This is a genomic window from Stenotrophomonas sp. Y6 (assembly GCF_022436665.1).
Taxonomy (GTDB): domain Bacteria; phylum Pseudomonadota; class Gammaproteobacteria; order Xanthomonadales; family Xanthomonadaceae; genus Stenotrophomonas; species Stenotrophomonas acidaminiphila_A.
Genome location: NZ_JAKUKB010000010.1, coordinates 101829 through 120106, shown reverse-complemented (window position 1 = coordinate 120106; position 18278 = coordinate 101829). Strand labels below are relative to the sequence as shown.

Sequence of the window (18278 nt, the reverse complement as noted above, 5' to 3'; positions counted from 1 at the left end):
GCATCCGGCTTGCCTTCGCGGACGACGGCAAGGGCGCGGTCGCCCGCGCCCTTGCGTCGATCACCAGGCGGTCCCGCCGCTCAGGCGGCGGTATCCACCAGCACCAGTTCGGCGTCTTCCAGCGCGCGCACGGTGATGCTGCCCTCACCGGCAATGGCGGCACCGTCGCGGGCTTCGAGCGGCACGCCGTTCACTTCCACCTTGCCGGTGTTGGGCACCAGGTAGCCGTGGCGGGTGGCGTCGCGGAAGTGGTACGTGGTGCTCTCGCCGGCCTTCAGCGACGCGCCCAGTACGCGGGCGTCGGCGCGGATCGGCAGGGCCTCCTCGTCACCCTGCATGCCACTGGCCAGGGCGATGAAGCGACCGGAGCGCCCGCCCTTGGGAAAGGGCTTGGTACCCCACGCCGGGGCGCCGCCGCGCGCATCCGGGATGATCCAGATCTGGAAGATGCGGGTCACCCCCGGCTCCAGGTTGTACTCGGCATGGCGGATGCCGGTGCCGGCACTCATCACCTGCACGTCGCCGGCCTCGGTACGGCCCTTGTTGCCCTGGTCGTCCTGGTGGCTGATGGCGCCCTCGCGCACATAGGTGACGATCTCCATGTCCGCGTGCGGATGCGGCGGGAAGCCGGTGCCGGGCTGGATGGTGTCGTCGTTCCACACCCGCAGGGCGCCCCAGTGGACGCGCGCCGGGTCGTGGTAGCCGGCAAAGGAAAAGTGGTGCCTGGCATCCAGCCAACCGTGGTTGGCTCCGCCAAGGGTGGCAAACGGGCGACGCTCGATCATGGTCGTGTCCTGCGGGGTGGTTGCGATGGGGGCCAGTCTAGGCACGCGCGTTTGCATCCGGAATGGAAGGAATGAAAAGACATCCTTTCCGTTTGTGCCATGATCCAGTCTTCTCCCATCGCGGTGTGCACCATGAGCCAACTGCCCGACCTGGAAGCCTGGGCCATCTTCGCCAGGGTCGCCGAGGCCGGCTCCTTCGCCCGTGCGGCCGAAGCGCTGGGGCTGTCGCAGGCCACCGTGTCCAAGGCCATCACCCGGCTCGAAGCACGCATCGGCACCACCCTGTTCCACCGCACCTCGCGGCGCATGTCGCTGACCGACGCCGGCGCCGCGGCACTGGAGCGCGCCGCGCGCATCCTCGACGAGGGCGAGGCGGTGGAGGCCGAGGTCGCCGACCGTTCGGCGACGCTGCGCGGGATGGTGCGGGTGGCCGCGCCGATGTCCTTCGGCGTGGCGCAGCTGGCGCCGCTGCTGCCGGCGTTCATGCGCGCGCACCCGGACGTGGAGCTGGATATCCAGCTCAGCGACGCGCAGGTGGACCTGGTGGCCGAGCGCTTCGACCTGGCGCTGCGCATTTCCACCCTGGCCGACTCCAGCCTGCGCGCGCGGCGGCTGTGCCAGGTGCGGATCCTGCTGGTCGGCGCGCCGGCCTATTTCGCCGAGCATGGCAGGCCGCAGCACCCGCGCGACCTCGCCGGCCACCGCGGCTTCCAGTACAGCTACACCCGCGGTGGCAACACCTGGCGCTTCCGCCACCGGCGCCACGGCGAATATGCGCAGACCGTGCCGCGCCAGTTGCAGGCCAACAACGCCGAAGTGTTCGCCGCGGCGCTGCGCGGCGGGCTGGGACTGGCCCTGCAACCGGAGTTCATGGTCTGGGACGACCTGCGCGCCGGCCGCCTGGAAACGGCGATGGACGACTGGCAGGTGGAGCCGATCGCGCTGCACATCGTCACCCCGCCCGGCCTGCGCCGCCCGGCGCGCGTGCAGCGGCTGATCGACTACCTCGCCGCCGGGCTGGAACGTGCGCCGTGGGCGACGGGCGCGGGCGCAAGCCGCTGACCTCGCGGCTGGACGAGGCCCACGGGGAAGGCGATGACCCTGGCGATGCGCATGCTGCTGGCGGGCCTGCTGCTGGTGCTGGACGCAACCGCCGGCGCGACCGCACAGGTACCGGACCGGGTCTTCATCGAAGGCCGCGACGACGCGCTCGATACCCACCCGCTGGAAAGCTAGCTGCGCGATCGCCCCGATTTCCCGCGGGAGAACGTCTCGCGCGGCACCGCCAACTGGCGCGGTTGCGTGGCGCACTGGGCGATCGACGGTGACCGGCTGCTGCTGCGCAGGGTCGAGGTACGCCTGTACGACAGCGGCAACGAGAGCTCCAGCAGCGTTGACTTGCTGGCCCGGCTGTTTCGCGAAGGCGCCCCGGTGGGCGCCAGCTGATACAGCGGCGCGCTGATCATCCCCGACGGGCGCCTGGTCGATTACGTGCACATGGGCCATGGCTCCATCTACGCGCATTACCGCGTCTACCGCATCGCCCAGGGACGGGTGGTCGAGGCGTGGTCGAGGCGCTGTCGATCGATGCCGAACCGTTCCGCGCCTGGCGCGAGCGGAAGTTCCAGGTGTTCAGGCAGACCGCGCAGTACCACCAGGCGATGGAGCATATCCGCGGAAAGCTAGGGACATGAGTGCGGACGATATCGACGGCTTCGTGCGTGGCTTTCATGCCGGGCAATGCATGGGGCGGCAGGAGCCAGCAGGCTGAAGACCCTCTGGACTCGCCGCCGATCAGCGTACGTACCCGGCCTCGTGCTGCGGCCTGATGGCAAGGACGAACACGGTGTCGATACCGGCAACATACCGGTACAACGCCATGTATCCGGCTGCGCCCCTGCCGATCACCAGCTCACGCATGTCCTCGCCACAGTGGCGGCCGATCAGGGGGCTGCTTTCCAGCACGTTGAAGGCGTCGATGATGCCGCCAAGCCGTGCCGTGCGTTGTCCGGCATCGTATGGCTCGAGATGCAGGTGGATGCGCTCGAAATCCTCCCCGACTTCGGGCGCAGGTTCGATCCGCGTCACCGCTATTCCGCCAGCTTGCGGGCGGCGGGGCGCCGGGCGGTCTGGCCTGCCACCCGACGTTCCAGATAGCTGCGCATCTCGTTCCAGGGGATGGTTTTTCCCGATGCGGCGATGCCGGCATGGCGTCGTTCCGCCTCGGCTTCGAAGTCGGCGCGGCGTTGGGCCAGCGCCGCTTTCTCGGCGATCGCTTCCAGGATGAATCCATGCGGCGTCATGCCGGTTTCCTTCGCCATCTCGGCGACGCGGGCCTTCAACTCGTCCGGAAGGCGGATGGTGGTGGTGCCCATGAGCTGCCCCGTTGGATCACTGATTCCGGACCGAAGGAGCACACGTGTGCTACCTGTCGGCACGAACACTGATCGCCGGTCATGCAGGGCACAGCTGGCACTATCCCTGCGCCTGGCCCAGCCGCTGCGCCAGACCCGACCAGCGGCTGGCGTGGCGCGACAGCGCCGCTTCGATCACCGCCGCGTCGCCCGCCAGGTGCAGGGCGTGGCGGGCGCGGGTGATGCCGGTGTAGAGCAGTTCGCGGCTGAGCACGCGGTTGTCGCGGTGCGGCAGCTGCAGCCAGACCTCGTCGAACTCCGAACCCTGCGCCTTGTGCACGGTCATGGCAAAGGCACTTTCGTGCGCCGGCAATGCCGCCGGGTGGAACGGCCGCGGCGCGTCGGGATCGTCGCCGGCGAACCAGGCGGTGGTACCGCGGCCGGTGCCGTCCCGCAGGCAGATGCCGACATCGCCGTTGAACAGGCGGTGGCGATAGCTGTTCTCGGTGACCAGCAGCAGGCGCCCGTGGAAGTGGGCAGGTGCGCCGCCGCGCGGGGTCGTGCCGCCGAGCAGCTCTTCGATGCGCGCGTTGAGCCCGCGCGCGCCCTGCGGGCCTTCGCGCACGGCGGTGAGCAGGCGCAGGCGCCCGGCCAGGGCCAGCGCCTGTGCCGGCGTCTGCGCGGCGGCCAGTGCTTCCCAGTAGCGCTGCAGCGGTTCACGCCAGGCCTGCAGCGGATCGTCCTCGTTCTCGTGGAAGTGCACGCCGGGCAGCTGCGCGTCGCGCAGCAGCGACAGCGCGCGGGCGGCGTCGCCGCCGCGCATCGCCGCGGCCAGCGGTGCCAGCTGCAGCGCCTCGCTCTGCCGGTAGCCGCGCTGCAACTGCACGCGGGTGCCGGCGAAACCGGTCGCCGGCGGCGCGATGGATGCCGCCGGCAGCGCGCCCAGCAGGCCCTGCAACGCCTGCGCGTCGTCGGGCGCAATGCGCGTGCCGTCGCCGGCGGCGCGCAGGATGGCGCCGAGCACGTCGCCGGCTTCCACCGAGGGCAGCTGGTCCGGGTCGCCGAGCAGCACCAGCCGGGTGCCGTCGGCCACCGCCTCGACCAGCTTGGCCATCAGCGGCAGATCGATCATCGAGGCCTCGTCCACCACGATCGTGTCGTACGCCAGCGGGTTGTCGGCGTGGTGGCGGAAGCGCGGCGAATCCGGAATCACGCCCAGCAGGCGGTGCAGGGTGGTGCCGGTGGTCGGCAGCTGCGCGCACAGCGCCGCGTCCACGCCCAGCCGCGGCAGCTGCTGCACGGCGTTGCGCAGGCTTTCGGCCATGCGCTCGGCAGCGCGGCCGGTGGGCGCGGCCAGCGCCACCCGCGGCGGCGCGCGGCCGGCAGCCTGGGCCTGCGCGGCCAGCAGCACCAGCAGGCGCGCGATGGTGGTGGTCTTGCCGGTACCCGGCCCGCCGGTGACCAGCAGCAGCGCGTGGCGCAGGGCCAGCGCCGCGGCGCGGGCCTGCTGGTCGCCAGCGGGGGAAGCGTCGGTGGGTCCGGCGGCCGCAGTGGCGGGCACCTGGGCGAACAGGTCACCCTGCCGGTCCGCCGTGCCCGGCGCGGCGGCCGCGTTGCCGGGAAACAGCCGCGCGAACAGCGGCGCCAGCGCCGCCGGATCGGCGGCCTGCAGCGGGGCCTGGCCGATGCGCTGCAGGCCCAGCGCCAGCCGCCGCTCGTACTCGCGATAGCGCCGCAGGTACAGCAGGCCGTGTTCCCAGGCCAGCGGCGCCTGCGTGGCCTCGTCGGCATCGTCGTCGGGCCGCGCCACCCAGGGCGATGCCTGCAGCTGCGCGATCCAGCCCTGCGCGTCGGGCCAGGGCAGCGCGGCCTCGACCAGCCGCGCCGGCCGCGCCGGGTCGAACCCGGCGTGGCCGTGGGCCACGGCCAGCGAGGCCAGCGCCGCGGCAACCAGCACCGCGTCGGGGGTATCGGGATCGAGCCGGCGCAGGCTTTGCGCCAACGCGTGGTCGAGCGCACGCAGCGCCCCGGCCTTGTTGAGTGCGGCCAGCAGGCTCATGGCTGGCCTCCCAGCCGGGCCAGCAGCGCGGCGTGGGCGTCGTCACCGCCGGCGAACAGCGCGTCCACCGCGTGCACCAGTTCCGCCGCGAAGGCATGCGCGTACACCCCCGGCGAAGGCGTGCGGGTCGCATCCAGGCCACGGCAGAACAGGTAGCGGATGCCGCCGAAATCACGCGCGTAGTCATAGCCGTCGCCCAACCGGAAGCGCAGCCAGCGGTGCAGCGCCACGGTGTAGATCAGCGCCTGCAGGTCGTACTCGCTGTGGCGCATGGCCGCCTCCAGCTGCGCCGGGGCGTAGCCGGGCAGGCGGTTGGACTTGTAGTCGAGCACGTACCAGCGGCCGTCGCGCAGGTAGGTCAGGTCGATCTTGCCGGTCATCAATCCTTCCAGGCGGCCACGCGCACCGAAGCCGTGGCGGCCGCGCACCACGCCGTGCGCATGCAGCACGCGCAGCAGCGCCGGCACCGCGGTGGGCTGCATGGCGAAGTGGAATTCGATCTCGGCACGGCGCTCGCCGGCGGCCAGCGCATGCAGCGCGCCGCCTTCGGGCAGGTCCACGGTCAGGGTCTGCCCGACCAGCGCGGTGAGCAGGGCCACGCCGTCGTCGATGTCGGCCCCGGCATAGCCTTCGGCGCGCAGTGCCGCGGCGATTACTCCGGCCTGCCCCGCAGGCGCCGCGTCGCCAGGCCGCCAGCCGCGCCAGGCGCCGAAGTCGGTGTTCTCCAGCGCGGCATGCAGCACATTGCCGAAACGGCTGCCGGCGAAGCGCGGATCGAAGGCCTCCTGCGCCGTGACGGGATCCTGCCCGGCATCGTCTTCGCCCTGCGCCGGTTCGTCGGCGGCGCCGCCGCTGTCCTGCGTGGCGGCGGCCGACGTGTCGTGGCCGGCCTCGGCGTGGGCGAGCTGGGTGAAGCTGTAGACCCACCAGTCCAGCGACAGCGCGCGGCGCACCCCACGCACCGGCGGCACCGCCGGCTCGTGCGCGGGCGGCAGCCGCGCGGGCAGCGCATCCACGCTGCCCGCGACGATCTGGATGTCGGGGTGCGCGGCCAGCCGCTGCATGTCATCCAGCAGCGGCCCCAGCCGCGAACCGGGCAGCCCGGCCAGCGCGCCGCCGGCGATCCACAGCGCGTGCTCGGCGCGGGTGAGGCCGACGTACAGCAGGCGCGCGGCTTCGGCCGCCTCCTCGGCGGCGGCCTGCTGGCCGACCGCCTTCCACTCCGTCGCGTCCTTGTCGATCTTCCAGTGCAGCACGCGGCGCTCACCATCGTGCACGATGCGGTGGCCGTCGCTGGCCGGTGCGCCGCCGTCGATGCCGACGAACGGCAGGTACACCAGCGGGTATTCCAGGCCCTTGCTCTTGTGCAGGGTGATGACCTGCACCCGGTGCGCGTCCGATTCCAGGCGCAGCAGCTGGGTCTCGTCGCCGTCGTCGGCATGGGCGATGCGCGCCTGCAGCCAGTCGAGCAGGCCATGCAGGCCGATGCTGCGGGTGCCGGCTTCCTGCAGCAGTTCGCCCAGCTGCAGGTAGTTGGTCAGGCGGCGTTCGCCGTCGACCAGCGCCAGCAGGCGCTCGGCCTGTTCGGCGCACAGATCCGACAGCATCGCCAGCACGCCGCCGCGCTGCCAGCGCTCGCGCCATTGCAGCAGGCGTTCCTGGTGCCGGCGCTGGCGGTCGCCCTCGTGCTCCATCGCGGCGATGGCCGCGGCGCTTTCGCCCAGCAGCACGGTGGCCAGCGCGGCGCGCAGGCGGCCTTCGTCGGCCGGTTGCAGCAGCGCCAGCAGCAACAGGCGCAGCTCGTGCGCCTCGGCGGTCGCGAACAGGCTGTGTTTGCCGGCGGCCACCGCGGGAATGGCGGCAGCGGCCAGCGCCTGCTGGATGCGCGTGGCCTCGCGGTGCGAGCGCACCAGCACGGCGATGTCGCCGGGGCGCACCGGGCGACCATCGACCAGCGCCCTGCCCTGGCGCGCCGCGGACAGCACGCGGTGGATGTCGGCCACGCAGGCCACGGTGGCGGCGTGGCGCGAGTCATCGGCCTTGAGCGGCTTGCCATCGGCGTCGGCGTCGAGCAGGTGCAGGGTCAGCGCCGGCGCGGGGACGCCGTCGAGCAGGTAGTCGGCATCGCTGCGCTTGGAGCCGGGCTCGACCGGCTCGAAGCGGATGCGCGGGTCGAGGAAAGCCTGTTCGCCGGCGTTGGCGTACAGCGCGTCGATCGCGCGCAGCAGCCCGGGACGCGAACGGAAGTTGTGCGCCAGCCGCGGCGCCTCGGCGGCGCGCTCGCGGGCCTGCAGGTAGGTGTGCACGTCGCCGCCACGGAAGCCGTAGATGGCCTGCTTGGGGTCGCCGATCAGGAACAGCGCGGCGGCGGCGGGCGGTTCGGCGAACACCCGGCGGAAGATGTCCCACTGGTGCGGGTTGGTGTCCTGGAATTCGTCGACCAGGGCGAAGCGGTACTGCGCGCGCAGGCGTTCGGCCAGCACCATGCCGGCTTCGCCGTCCAGCGCCGCATGCACGCCGTCGATCAGGTCGTCGTAGGTCTGCACCCGGTACTGCTGCTTGTGCCGCGCCAGGCGCTGGCGGGCGTCGTCGCGCAGTGCATGCAGCAGGACGATGGACTGCTGCCGGCGCCATTCGGCGAAGCGCGCCTGCGCCTGCACGTAGTCGGCGATCAATGGCTGCAGCGGCGACACCGGGGTGCTGCCGGCCTTGGCCTTCACGGTGCGGGCGGTCAGCGCGTCGAGGGTGAGCCGCTGCAGCCGCTCGTCCAGCGCGGCGGCCGGATCGGGATGGCGCGCCCAGTGCAGCAGTTGCCGGAACAGCGGTTCGATCCATTCGGCCTTGTAGCTGCTCCTGTTGAGCACGCCGCCCTCCAGCGCGGCGCGCAGCTGCTGCAGGTAGGCGTCGCCATGCGCGGCCAGCCCGCCGGCAAGGCGCAGCGCGGCGGCGTCACGCGGCGGGCCGGCATCGTCCAGCGGCGCTGGCGGCAGCGCCGGCAGCAGCGGCAGATCGGCGACCAGTACCGGCAGGTCGGCCGCCAGGGCGTCCGGGCCCTTCCACAGCGCGGTCAGGGCCGCCAGCGCATCGCCGCGGGCGGCATGCTGCCGCCACAGGTCGGCCGCGAGCCCGGCGTGGAGCGCGCGGGTATTGGTCAGCAGTTCCGGCGCGGCGAAGCTGTGGCCGCTCTCCAGCGCGTGTTCGGCCAGTACCCGGGCGCAGAAGCCATGGATGGTGAAGATCGCCGCCAGGTCGGTTTCCTCGGCGGCGATGCGCAGGCGCCGCGCCAGCTGCGCGGCGGTTTCGGTGCCCAGCTGCAGGTAACGCCGCAGGATGGCGCCGGTCAGCGCGGCCTCGTGGCCCGCGTCCGCCGCTGGCGCGGCCTCGGCCAGCCGCGCCGCCAGGTCCAGGCGCTCGCGGATACGCCGGCGCAGTTCCTGGGTCGCCGCTTCGGTGAAGGTGACGGCCAGGATCTGGCCCATGCGCAGGTGCCGTTCCACCACCAGGCGGGTGAACAGGGTGGCCAGGGTGAAGGTCTTGCCGGTACCGGCGCTGGCCTCGATCAGGCGCAGGCCGTCCAGCGGCAGCTCCAGGTACGGGTCGTTCGCAGGTGCTGCGACGCTCATGCGCGGTCCCCGCCGCCGGTCGCCACCCGGCCCTCGCGCAGCGCGGTGAACACCACCAGGCTGTTGTGGATAAATCTGTTGGTAGTGGCCGCGTCGGCGAACGGATCGGCGCCGCGCAGCGCCAGTTGCAGGGCTTCGCCGTCACGCTCGCCCCAGCTGCGGTCGCTGCCATGCCACTTCTCGCGCGCGACCTTTTCGCGGGCGTCCGGATCGGCGTTGTAGATCGCCCAGCCGGTGTAGGGGGCGAACGGCAGCGGCGCCTGCAATCCCCGCGCACGCAGCTGCAGCAGGGCCTGCAGGGCGGCGCGGGCCTGTTCAGCCGGTGGCGGCGGCAGGATGTGCGGGCCAAAGCCGCCATCGCCGGCATCAATGAACTGCAGCAGCGGCAGCGGCACGCCGGCGGCATTGGCCAGCAACCATTCCAACCCGCTGCGCAGCACCCAGGCCACGCCCGGCGCACCGGCCTGCAGGCGGGGCAGCCCCTGTGGATGGATCTGTGCGACACGGCCGTGGACGGTGGTGCCGTCGATCGCCACTTCCAGCCGCTGCGACTGCAATGGCGCGCCGTCGTACCACTGCGCGAAGCTGTCCGCGCACGGGCGGATGCGACCCAGCAGCTGCTCGAACTGCTGCCGGCCCAGCGCCCCGGAGGGCAGCAGCGCGCGCGCCCGCAGGCGCTCGTACAGGCCCTGTTCGCTGCCTTCCAGCAATGCGCCGAGTACCTGCTGCTGCAACGCGCTGTGCTCGCGCCCGCGTTCGGGCAGCACCAGCGGTTCGAGGTCGTCGCCGGGCAGGATCTCGCCGCCCAGGCGCAGCCCCAGCCGCTGTTCCAGGAACTGCCCGGCCGGGTCGGCCAGGAAGCGGCGCAGCGCATCCAGCGACAGCGCGGGTTCGCGCAGGGCGTCGGGCAGCGGCGCGTCCAGTGCACCGGCGGACCAGGGCGCCAGCGGCTGGCGCTGGCCACCGACCGCACCGGCGGCCGGGTGCCACTGGCGGCGGTAGCTGAAACGCCGCGGCTCGCCATCGCCACCGAACGCGGCCGGGGCGAAGGGCTGCAGCGGATGGCGCACGACCATTGTCTGGCGCGCGCTGGCCGCATCGGCATGGCAGGCAGCCACCGCGTCGATCAGCTCGCTGACCAGCACCGAAGGCTCGCGTTCGCTGCCGTCGCGCGCGTCGGCGCCGAGGTAGCTCAGGTAGAACACGTCCTGCGCCGACGCCAGCAACTGCAGGAACAGGAAGCGGTCGTCCTCGCGCAGCGACCGGTCGCCGTGGCGGCGCCGCCCGGTGCCGAGTTCGGCGGTGAGCCGGCTCAGGCCGGCGGCCGGGTCGCGGCGCGGGAAGTCGCCATCGTTCAGGCCCAGCACGCAGATCGCGCGGAACGGCAGCAGCCGCATCGGCACCATGCGCCCGAAACTGACGCCGCCGGTGAGCAGCGGCGCGCGGGTGTCGGCCTCGGACAACACCATGGAAAAGTGCGCACGCACCACCTCGGCGGGCACCGCCGCATCGAAGCCGGCCTTTTCCGCGTCCTCGGCGAAGGCGTTGATCAGCTTGCGCAGCCGGTCCAGCGCGCGCTGGGTGGACGGCTCGGCGGGCGTTTCCGGCAGCAGCGCGTCCAGCAGGCCAAGCAGGCGTTCGCGCCACTGCGCCGGCGCCAGCGCCTCGGCCAGCGCCTTCTGGTGGCGGGCGAGCACGCGCAGCAGGCGGATCAGCGCATCCAGCGCGGCCAGTGCGCTGCCTTCCAGCTCCGGCCACGGCGCGACGCCGGCCAGGTCGTCGTCGCTGCCGCTGGCGTGGCCGAGCAGCAGCCGGTCCAGGGCGAACTGCCAGGTGCAGGCGTCGTCGAGCGGCGCCTGGTGCTGGCCGCGGTGCGCCGCATCCAGCCCCCAGCGCGCGCCGGCGGCCTGCAGCCAGCCGTGCAGGCGCTCGAACGCGGCCGCGTCCAGTCCGGCGGCGGCGGCCAGCGGCGGGCTGGCGAGCAGGTCGAGGATCTCGTTGAGGCCGAAGCGCGACACCGGCAGCCCCAGCAGCTGCACGAACACGTCGGCCAGCGGCTCGCCCTGCAGCGGACTGGCGTCGGCCAGTGCCCACGGAATATGGCCCTCGCCGCCGCCGCGGCCGCCGAACACCGATTCCAGGTACGGCACGTAGGGGTCGATGTCCGGCGCCAGCACCGCGATCTCACGCGGCTGCAGCGGCGGGTCGAAGCGCGGGTCGTCCAGCAGCGCGCGCAGCTGGTCGTGCAGCACCTGCATTTCCCGCAGGCGGGTATGGCAGGCGTGGACCTGCACGCTGGGGTCGTCCAGCCGCAGCGCCGGGCGCAGCGGCGCCGGCGGCCGCGCGCGGCGATGGAACAGGTCGGCCTGCAGGCGATGCAGCAGGCTGTCGCGCAGGCCGCCCTGGTCCAGCGTCGGCCCGTCGCGCCGCTCGGGATCGGCATAGGCGGCGATCTCGCCGGACGGGTGCACCACTTCGTAGCTGCCCAGCACCGCCATGAAGTCGCGCCCAGCCGCGCCCCAGGCCTGCAGCAGCGGGTTCTCGCCGGCGTCGCTGCCGAACGGATCGTCGACGCCGCCGCGCAGCCGTTCGGCCAGGGTCTGCAGGTCGCCCCAATAGGCGCGCGTGGGCGTGGGCAGGTAGAAATGCAGCGTACCGACCCGCGCCTGGGTGGCGATCACCCGCAGCACGTCGGGCGAGACGTTGAGCGTGGCGAAGGCGAACAGGCGCGACGGCAGGCCGCGCGGCAGCGGCTGGCCGGCGCCCTCGAACCGCGCCAGGTAGTCGTTGATGCGGCGCGCGCGGTGCTGCTGGCCGCCGGCGATGCGGCGCCAGAGGATGGCCTGCGGATCGGCGGGATCGGCGCCGGCCTCCCAGCGCAGCAGCCAGTCGCGGCGCCAGGCCTGGTACTTCTCGAATACCCCGCCCAGTTCGGCGGCCAGCGACCACGCCCGCAGCGGGTCGCCGGCGCCGGGCGCGTCGCCCCCCAGATAGGTGCGCAGCGCGGCCATCGCCGGCTGCCGCATCAGCGCCGGGTCGGTCAGGGCCGCGTACAGCCGCCACTGCAGCCCGGGCGCGCCGAGGTCGTCCTGCTCGCCGGGCACGTTTTCCTGCAGCGCGCGGGCAACGAACTCGCCCGGCGTGAGGAATTCGAGATTGGCGGCGACGCCGTATTCGGCGGCCAGCGTGGACTGCAGCCAGCGGCGCATCGCCACCTGCGGGATCAGGACCGTGTCGGCGGCCAGCAACGGCTGCCCGGGCGCGGGCGCGCGCAGCGCGTGGGCCAGCAGCGAGGCGAGCACGTCCAGCGCATTGGAGTGGTAGAGGCGGAAATCCGCGGCGGCATCAGGCATGGCCGCGCCATTGTGCCGGAGCGGCGTCGCGTTGACTGCGACGCGCGCGGGCGCGACGTGGACGTGGCGGTGATCGGCGGCGGATGGCGCAGGTCGCGTGCCGTCCACCACGGACGCGGGCACACGCCGCTGCAGCGCGCGTGACGACACCCGGAAGACTGGGCGTTCCACGCATGGCCACTGACGCCCGGCGCCGGTCCGGCGACAATACTGCACGGTCCAGTTCTCTTTTGTTCAGGCGGACCCGATAATCCTGCCACGTTGGTTTTCCGTTAAAGGCCGCCATGTCCCTTCCCCGGACACCCCTGGTGCAGTTGTCCGACGTCCGCATCGACCGCGGCGGGCGCACGATCCTGCGCGACGTTTCGCTGGACGTGTCGCGCGGCAGCATCACCGCCGTGCTCGGCCCCTCGGGCACCGGCAAATCGACGCTGCTGGCGGCGTTGACCGGCGAGCTGCGCCCGGTCAGCGGCCAGGTGCGCCTGTTCGGGCAGGACATTCCGCAGGGCAACCGCGCGCTGCTGGAAATGCGCAAGAACATCGGCGTGCTGCTGCAGGGCAACGGCCTGCTGACCGACCTGACGGTCGCCGAGAACGTCGCCCTGCCGCTGCGGACCCACACCCGCCTGCCCGAGCCGGTGCTGCAGCGCCTGGTGCGGATGAAGCTGCACGCGGTGGGCCTGCTGGCCGCGGCCGATGCATGGCCGCGCGAACTGTCCGGTGGCATGGCGCGGCGCGTGGCGCTGGCCCGCGCGCTGGCGCTGGACCCGCCGCTGATGATCTACGACGAGCCGCTGACCGGTCTGGATCCGATCGCCTCGGGAGTGATCATGAGCCTGATCCAGCGCCTGAACCACAGCCTGGGGCTGACCAGCGTCATCGTCAGCCACCACGTGCACGAGACCCTGCCGATCTGCGACCACGCCGTGGTCATCGCCAACGCCGGCATCGTGTTCTCCGGCACGCCTGACCAGTTGCAGGCCAGCAGCGACCCGCTGGTGCGGCAGTTCCTGCACGGCCAGCCCGACGGCCCGATTCCGTTCGACGCCGCGCCGCGGCCGAGGGCTGCCTGATGCCGTTCGTGTCCTCGATCCGCTCGCTGGGCCGCGCCGGCCTGTTCTCGCTGACGGTGCTGCGCGGCTCGCTGCCGACGCCCGATTTCCTCGCCGAGCTGACCCGCGAGATCTACAAGATCGGCGCGCGCTCGCTGCCGATCATCGCCGTGGGCGGCGCCTTCGTCGGCCTGGTGCTGACCCTGCAGGGCTACCGCACGCTGACCACCTTCGGCGCCGCCGATGCGCTGTCCACCCTGCTCGGGCTGTCGCTGTACCGCGAACTGGCACCGGTGCTGACCGCGCTGCTGTTCATCGGCCGCGCCGGCAGCTCCATCGCCGCCGAGCTGGGGCTGATGCGTGCCACCGACCAGATCAAGGCGCTGGAACTGATGGCCATCGATCCGGTGGCCAAGGCGGTGGCGCCGCGCTTCTGGGCAGCGGTGCTGACCGTGCCGCTGCTGACCGGCGTGTTCTGTTCGCTGGCCATCACCGGCGGCTGGTTCGAGGCGGTGAAGGTACTGGGCCAGGACAACGGCACGTTCTGGTCGGGGCTGCGCAGCAGCGTCGACTTCTGGGACGACTTCGCCGTGGCGCTGCTCAAGTCGGCGATCTTCGGCGGCACCGCCGCATTGGTCGCCGCCTATGTCGGCTTCCACGCCGAACCCACCATCGAAGGCACCTCGGTGGCCACCACCCGCGCGGTGGTGAATGCCTCGCTGCTGGTGCTGATGTTCAACTTCGTGCTTTCCGCACTGATGTTCCATTGATGCCAATCCCTGCCGGGTACCCGCGCGTGGCGGTGCGCGGATCCGACGAACAACCCGCTTCGCCCACACCGGCGAGGCACCTGCTGGATCAGGAGTGAGACAACAACATGGCCATTCGTGGACCTCGACTCGAATTCTCCGTCGGCGCCTTCCTGCTGCTGGCGCTGGCGTCGCTGCTGGTACTGGCGGTGGCATCCACCAACCAGCGCTTCGGCATCGGCGGCGGCGACTACGTGCTCAAGGCGCGTTTCAGCCAGATCGGCCAGCTGCGGCCGCAGGCGCCAGTGAAGGTAGGTGGGGTGACCATCGGCCAAGTGGCCGATATTCAGCTGGACCCCGTTAAATACGACTCCATCGTCACCCTGTCGCTGGACGGCAAGTTCAAGGACCTGCCCGCCGACACCTCGGCCGGCATCTTCACCAGCGGCCTGCTGGGCGAAAGCTACATCGGCCTGCAGCCGGGCGGCGACCCGGACGTGCTCAAGTCCGGCGACGAGATCGTGTTCACGCAGCCGGCGGTGGACCTGATCCAGCTGGTCGGCAAGTACATGTTCAGCGGCGGCGGCAACAACGCCGCGTCCCCCCCGGGCCCCCACGAGACGCCCACCAAGGAAGAACCCTAATCATGAAAACCCGACTGCTCACCACCGCGCTCGCCGCGGCCCTGCTCGCCGCGGCCCCGTCGCTGGCGATGGCGCAGGCGCGCCCGGCGGCCAGCGCCGCGCAGCCTTCGGCCGCCGCGCGCACCGTGCTCGACGCCAGCTCGCGCATCCTGTCCACGCTGGAAACCCGCCGCGGCGAGTTCCGCGCCAACCCGACCGCGCTGCGCGGCTTCATCGACAGCGAACTGAGCCGTGGCTTCGACCGCGACTACGCCGCCCGCCTGGTGCTGGGCGTGCATGGCCGCGGCGCGGCCGATGCCGACGTCAAGCTGTTCGCCGACGCGATGGCCGACAACCTGATGGCCCGCTACGGCTCGGCCCTGCTCGACATCCAGGGCAAGCCCAGCTTCCGCTACAAGGGCGAGGCCGCGCTGCCGGGCAACCGTGGCGTGAAGGTGTCGACCGAACTGGTGCGCACCGGCGCCGAGCCGACCCCGGTCGAATACCTGATGCGCAACGTCGGCGGCCAGTGGAAGATCTTCGACGTGATGATCGAAGGCATCTCCTACGTGCAGACGTTCAAGAACCAGTTCGACGCCCCGTTGCGGCAGAAGTCGATCAAGGAAGTGGCGGCCGAACTGCGCAACGGCAGCATGCAGGCCACCGCGGGCCCGGCACCCCGTGGCAAGTGACGCCACCGCGCGCGTCGAAGGCGACGCCCTGCACCTGGCCGGCACGCTGGACCGCGCCGCGGCGGTAGCGCTGTGGCCGCAGTTGCTGCGCCAGGTGGGCGGGCTGCGCCGGCTCGACCTGAACGCCGTCGAGCGCGTGGACAGCGCCGGGGTGGCGCTGCTGGCCGAGCTGTCTGCACGCATGCGTAGCAATGGCGGCGCTACCATCGTCGGCGCACCGGTGGGCCTGGACGAGCTGCGCGCGGCGTACCGGCTGTCACCGGACCTGGATTTCAACGCCTCTTCGGCGGAACACTGACATGAACCTCTTCCGCACCCTCCCGCTCCTGGCCGCCGTGCTCGTGCTGGGCGCCTGCGCCGGCAAGCCCGTGCGCACGACCGCACCGCCCGCCAGCGCCAGCGTCGGCGCGGAGCCGTCCGGCTGCGCGGACGCCGCGTCCTGCGCGGGCGCACCGGCGCCGGCCACTGCACCGGCGCCGGTCCCGGTCGCCGACGTGGCGGCGCAGCCCACCCGGGCATCCGACGACACGCTCGCGGGTACCCCGGCGCAGGCGCAGGCGACCCCGCCCAGCCCGGCCGCGGCAACCGATGCCGAGGACGATTTCGCCGCGCTTTACGGCCCCCCCGGTACGGAGCCCGGCAGCGGCGGCGATGGCGCCACGCCGACCTACGATCCGTGGGAGAAGTACAACCGCCGTATGCACCGCTTCAACCTGGCGGTGGACCGCGGCATCGCCCGTCCGCTGGCCACCGCCTACGTGCAGGTGGTGCCGCGCGTGGCGCGCACCGGGGTCAGCAACTTCTTCAGCAACCTGCGCTTGCCGGTGACCATGGTCAACCAGCTGCTGCAGGGCCACGCCGACGACGCCTGGGACTCGCTGGGCCGGTTCCTGATGAATTCCACGCTCGGCATCGGCGGCCTGTTCGACCCCGCCAGCAAGGCCATGGTGCCGCGCCGCAGCGAGGACTTCGGGCAGACCCTGGGTACCTGGGGCTGGCGCCAGTCGCGCTACGTGGAGCTGCCGTTCTTCGGCCCGCGTACCGTGCGCGACGTGTTCGGCCTGGCCGGCGACGTACCGTTGTCGCCGCTGCGCCGGGTGGACACGGACACGCTGCGCATCGGCCTGCAGGGCCTGCAGCTGGTCGATACCCGGGTGCAGTTGCTGTCGCTGGACGACATCCGCGACAACGCGGTGGACGAGTACGCGCTCACCCGCGATGCCTGGCTGCAGCGGCGCAACTACCAGATCGAGAAGGACCTGCGCCACGACCGCCGCCGCCACGGCGACGACGAGCAGACCACCATCCCGGTCGATGCGATGCCGATGCCCGAATGGGGGCGCTGAGCGCGCGGTGTGCAGTGCAGGTACGAAAAAAGCCCGGGGTAATCCCGGGCTTTCTTTTTCCGGGCCGGCGTCGGCGCCCTGGACCGGGACTCAACTGCCGTCCGGGTGCCGGGATGCCTGGAGCACCAGCAACAGCGTGGCGAGCGGGCCAAGCAGCAGCGACAGCAGCCCCCAGTTCATGCCACTGCGTCCCTTGCCCTGGGCGAGCCCGGCGTTGATGAGCGCCAGGGTGAACCAGCCGACCGCGAACCCACTGGAATTGCCTGCCGTCATCCTGCGATCGCCTCTTCAGTCTGTTGCCCGATGCGGGGCGCGAAGACCGACCGCTGCCGCCTGGGCCGCGATCGGTGGCGGGGCTCAGGCCGCGAGCGCGGCATCGATCGCCGCGCGCAGGCCGGCGTCATCGGCGGTGGTATCCGGCGAGAAGCGGCCGATGACCTGCCCGTCCTTGCCGACCAGGAACTTCTCGAAATTCCACAGGATGCCCGGCGCCGGGTTGGGTTCGATGCCGAAGCCGACCAGCTTCTCGCGCATCGGGCCTTCGCCGGTGGCCACCGGCTGCGCCGCGATCAGCTGCTGGTACAGCGGGTGCACGTCGGCGCCGGCGACGCTGATCTTGGCGAACATGGGGAAGGTCACGTCGTAGGTGAGCGAGCAGAACTGCCGGATTTCGGCCTCGCTGCCCGGCTCCTGGCCGTTGAAGTTGTTGGCCGGGAAACCCAGCACCTCCAGCCCGGCGTCCTTCTTCTCGCGGTAGAGCTTTTCCAGCCCTTCGTACTGCGGCGTCAGCCCGCACTTGGAGGCGACGTTGACCAGCAGCAGCACCTTGCCGCGGTAGTCGCCCAGCGAGGCCGGGGCGCCGTCGAGGGTGGTCAGGGGGATGTCCTGGATGGCAGTAGCCATGGGGGGTTCCTGTGGTTGATTAGGCAGCCCAAGCATATCCGGTCAGGCGTCGATCCCTGCCGCAAATTCGCCGACGATCCTGGGGCAGGCCTCCGGCTCGGCCTGCAGCAACAGATGCGGACCTGCCACTTCCACCGTCCGACAACGTGGTATCGCAGCGCTCATCTGCCTGCCCGGATCGCGCTGGAGCAGCTTGTCGTCGCTGGCACGCAGATCGAGCACGGGCACGGCGATGGCGGCGCATCGCGCCAGCACGTCGACCCGCAGCGCGCTGGCGGCGCGGAAACGCAGCACATGGGGGGAAACCTGGCGCAATGCATCCCGCAGCGCGGCCTCAAGCGCTGGCGTCGCCCAACGCCCGAACAGCCACCAGGACAACAGCATCGATGGCGGGAGCGGGAAGGGAACGGCATGCAGCAATGGGGCGAACGTGCGCAAGAAGGGAACCGGTGCGGTTGCGAACGTAGTGGAGAGAACTAAGCCCCGCAGGTTGGCAGGCGGGTCTGCGGCGATGGAAAGCGCGACAGGTCCGGAGAAGGATTCGCCCAGCAGCACAAACGGTTTTTCTGGGAATGCAGCCCTGGAAATAACCTCCAGCTCGGCATAACCCAGCGGCCGGTCCGGGGGATACGCCACCACCTCAACGGAGTCGAACAGCGGCGCAGCGGCCTCAATGAATGCCGTGTGCAGTGTTGCCGTTCCGTCCAGACCGGGAAGGATGAGCAATGCGGTCATCTAC

The 18278-nt window shown here is 71.8% G+C and carries 19 protein-coding genes; 10 read left to right on the top strand and 9 right to left on the bottom strand.

Annotation, left to right across the window (positions count from 1 at the left end):
* Window positions 1-80: 80 nt before the first annotated feature.
* Window positions 81-785 (bottom strand): pirin family protein, encoded by a 705-nt coding sequence (locus tag MKP15_RS13415; protein ID WP_104940030.1) that lies wholly within the window; start codon window positions 783-785, stop codon window positions 81-83.
* 132 nt (window positions 786-917) lie between these two features.
* Here MKP15_RS13415 and MKP15_RS13410 point away from each other — a divergent pair, with 132 nt between their 5' ends.
* From MKP15_RS13410 to MKP15_RS17000, 4 genes are all read left to right on the top strand, one after another.
* Window positions 918-1847 carry a LysR family transcriptional regulator gene (locus MKP15_RS13410; RefSeq protein ID WP_240213041.1) on the top strand — a complete coding sequence of 310 codons (930 nt, stop codon included), beginning with the start codon at window positions 918-920 and terminating at the stop codon, window positions 1845-1847.
* A gap of 33 nt (window positions 1848-1880) precedes the next feature.
* Complete coding sequence (locus MKP15_RS13405; protein ID WP_240213040.1) at window positions 1881-2021, top strand: hypothetical protein; 141 nt, start codon at window positions 1881-1883, stop codon at window positions 2019-2021.
* Between the two features lie 66 nt (window positions 2022-2087).
* Window positions 2088-2231, top strand: a complete 144-nt coding sequence (locus MKP15_RS13400; protein WP_240213038.1) for a hypothetical protein — start codon at window positions 2088-2090, stop codon at window positions 2229-2231.
* A 119-nt stretch (window positions 2232-2350) separates the two neighbouring features.
* The gene (locus MKP15_RS17000; RefSeq protein WP_275692577.1) at window positions 2351-2479 is read left to right on the top strand and encodes a hypothetical protein; all 129 of its coding nucleotides are present in this window, start codon (window positions 2351-2353) and stop codon (window positions 2477-2479) included.
* A gap of 100 nt (window positions 2480-2579) precedes the next feature.
* Here MKP15_RS17000 and MKP15_RS13395 read toward each other — a convergent pair whose 3' ends face one another.
* The 5 genes from MKP15_RS13395 to recC form a co-directional block, all read right to left on the bottom strand.
* Entirely contained in the window at window positions 2580-2873 is a 294-nt protein-coding gene (locus MKP15_RS13395) for a type II toxin-antitoxin system RelE/ParE family toxin (RefSeq protein ID WP_240213037.1), read from the bottom strand.
* Window positions 2874-2875: 2 nt separating this feature from the next.
* On the bottom strand, window positions 2876-3160 hold the full coding sequence (locus MKP15_RS13390; protein WP_240213036.1) for a ribbon-helix-helix protein, CopG family: 285 nt from the start codon (window positions 3158-3160) through the stop codon (window positions 2876-2878).
* A 100-nt stretch (window positions 3161-3260) separates the two neighbouring features.
* A complete protein-coding gene (recD, locus tag MKP15_RS13385; RefSeq protein ID WP_240213035.1) occupies window positions 3261-5198 on the bottom strand; it encodes an exodeoxyribonuclease V subunit alpha in 1938 nt (645 codons plus the stop codon).
* A complete protein-coding gene (locus tag MKP15_RS13380; protein ID WP_240213034.1) occupies window positions 5195-8821 on the bottom strand; it encodes an exodeoxyribonuclease V subunit beta in 3627 nt (1208 codons plus the stop codon). Before MKP15_RS13380 ends, recD begins: the two co-directional genes overlap by 4 nt.
* Window positions 8818-12174 carry an exodeoxyribonuclease V subunit gamma gene (recC, locus tag MKP15_RS13375; RefSeq protein ID WP_240213033.1) on the bottom strand — a complete coding sequence of 1119 codons (3357 nt, stop codon included), beginning with the start codon at window positions 12172-12174 and terminating at the stop codon, window positions 8818-8820. Before recC ends, MKP15_RS13380 begins: the two co-directional genes overlap by 4 nt.
* 284 nt (window positions 12175-12458) lie before the next feature.
* Between recC and MKP15_RS13370 the strand changes: the two genes are divergently transcribed.
* The 6 genes from MKP15_RS13370 to MKP15_RS13345 all read left to right on the top strand — a co-directional run bounded on the left by MKP15_RS13370 (window position 12459) and on the right by MKP15_RS13345 (window position 16636).
* Window positions 12459-13247, top strand: a complete 789-nt coding sequence (locus tag MKP15_RS13370) for an ABC transporter ATP-binding protein (RefSeq protein WP_240213032.1) — start codon at window positions 12459-12461, stop codon at window positions 13245-13247.
* Window positions 13247-13996, top strand: coding sequence for an MlaE family lipid ABC transporter permease subunit (locus MKP15_RS13365; protein WP_104940038.1), 750 nt, complete (start codon window positions 13247-13249; stop codon window positions 13994-13996). The genes MKP15_RS13370 and MKP15_RS13365 overlap by 1 nt, the downstream gene beginning before the upstream one ends.
* A gap of 107 nt (window positions 13997-14103) precedes the next feature.
* Window positions 14104-14619, top strand: coding sequence for an outer membrane lipid asymmetry maintenance protein MlaD (gene mlaD / locus MKP15_RS13360; protein WP_161614557.1), 516 nt, complete (start codon window positions 14104-14106; stop codon window positions 14617-14619).
* 2 nt (window positions 14620-14621) lie between these two features.
* Window positions 14622-15290: an ABC transporter substrate-binding protein gene (locus tag MKP15_RS13355; RefSeq protein WP_161614556.1), complete on the top strand. Its 669-nt coding sequence runs from the start codon at window positions 14622-14624 to the stop codon at window positions 15288-15290.
* Window positions 15280-15588, top strand: coding sequence for an STAS domain-containing protein (locus tag MKP15_RS13350; RefSeq protein ID WP_104940040.1), 309 nt, complete (start codon window positions 15280-15282; stop codon window positions 15586-15588). Before MKP15_RS13355 ends, MKP15_RS13350 begins: the two co-directional genes overlap by 11 nt.
* Before the next feature lies 1 nt (window position 15589).
* Window positions 15590-16636 carry a VacJ family lipoprotein gene (locus tag MKP15_RS13345; RefSeq protein ID WP_240213031.1) on the top strand — a complete coding sequence of 349 codons (1047 nt, stop codon included), beginning with the start codon at window positions 15590-15592 and terminating at the stop codon, window positions 16634-16636.
* Between the two features lie 90 nt (window positions 16637-16726).
* On the opposite strand, the gene MKP15_RS13340 is transcribed toward MKP15_RS13345, so the two are convergent.
* From MKP15_RS13340 to MKP15_RS13330, 3 genes are all read right to left on the bottom strand, one after another.
* Window positions 16727-16909, bottom strand: a complete 183-nt coding sequence (locus tag MKP15_RS13340; protein ID WP_240213030.1) for a hypothetical protein — start codon at window positions 16907-16909, stop codon at window positions 16727-16729.
* Between the two features lie 84 nt (window positions 16910-16993).
* On the bottom strand, window positions 16994-17539 hold the full coding sequence (locus MKP15_RS13335) for a glutathione peroxidase (RefSeq protein ID WP_240213028.1): 546 nt from the start codon (window positions 17537-17539) through the stop codon (window positions 16994-16996).
* 42 nt (window positions 17540-17581) lie between these two features.
* Window positions 17582-18274, bottom strand: coding sequence for an alpha/beta hydrolase (locus MKP15_RS13330; RefSeq protein WP_240213027.1), 693 nt, complete (start codon window positions 18272-18274; stop codon window positions 17582-17584).
* Window positions 18275-18278 lie beyond the last annotated feature (4 nt).

Excerpts from the sequence above, each read along its gene's own strand:
- MKP15_RS13390 (WP_240213036.1), bottom strand. The coding sequence starts at position 3,160 with ATGGGCACCACCACCATCCGCCTTCCGGACGAGTTGAAGGCCCGCGTC.
- MKP15_RS13355 (WP_161614556.1), top strand. The coding sequence starts at position 14,622 with ATGAAAACCCGACTGCTCACCACCGCGCTCGCCGCGGCCCTGCTCGCC.
- recC (WP_240213033.1), bottom strand. The coding sequence starts at position 12,174 with ATGCCTGATGCCGCCGCGGATTTCCGCCTCTACCACTCCAATGCGCTG.
- MKP15_RS13380 (WP_240213034.1), bottom strand. The coding sequence starts at position 8,821 with ATGAGCGTCGCAGCACCTGCGAACGACCCGTACCTGGAGCTGCCGCTG.
- MKP15_RS13370 (WP_240213032.1), top strand. The coding sequence starts at position 12,459 with ATGTCCCTTCCCCGGACACCCCTGGTGCAGTTGTCCGACGTCCGCATC.
- MKP15_RS13415 (WP_104940030.1), bottom strand. The coding sequence starts at position 785 with ATGATCGAGCGTCGCCCGTTTGCCACCCTTGGCGGAGCCAACCACGGT.
- MKP15_RS13410 (WP_240213041.1), top strand. The coding sequence starts at position 918 with ATGAGCCAACTGCCCGACCTGGAAGCCTGGGCCATCTTCGCCAGGGTC.
- MKP15_RS13330 (WP_240213027.1), bottom strand. The coding sequence starts at position 18,274 with ATGACCGCATTGCTCATCCTTCCCGGTCTGGACGGAACGGCAACACTG.
- MKP15_RS13335 (WP_240213028.1), bottom strand. The coding sequence starts at position 17,539 with ATGGCTACTGCCATCCAGGACATCCCCCTGACCACCCTCGACGGCGCC.
- MKP15_RS13365 (WP_104940038.1), top strand. The coding sequence starts at position 13,247 with ATGCCGTTCGTGTCCTCGATCCGCTCGCTGGGCCGCGCCGGCCTGTTC.
- MKP15_RS13340 (WP_240213030.1), bottom strand. The coding sequence starts at position 16,909 with ATGACGGCAGGCAATTCCAGTGGGTTCGCGGTCGGCTGGTTCACCCTG.
- MKP15_RS13345 (WP_240213031.1), top strand. The coding sequence starts at position 15,590 with ATGAACCTCTTCCGCACCCTCCCGCTCCTGGCCGCCGTGCTCGTGCTG.
- mlaD (WP_161614557.1), top strand. The coding sequence starts at position 14,104 with ATGGCCATTCGTGGACCTCGACTCGAATTCTCCGTCGGCGCCTTCCTG.
- recD (WP_240213035.1), bottom strand. The coding sequence starts at position 5,198 with ATGAGCCTGCTGGCCGCACTCAACAAGGCCGGGGCGCTGCGTGCGCTC.
- MKP15_RS13405 (WP_240213040.1), top strand. The coding sequence starts at position 1,881 with ATGACCCTGGCGATGCGCATGCTGCTGGCGGGCCTGCTGCTGGTGCTG.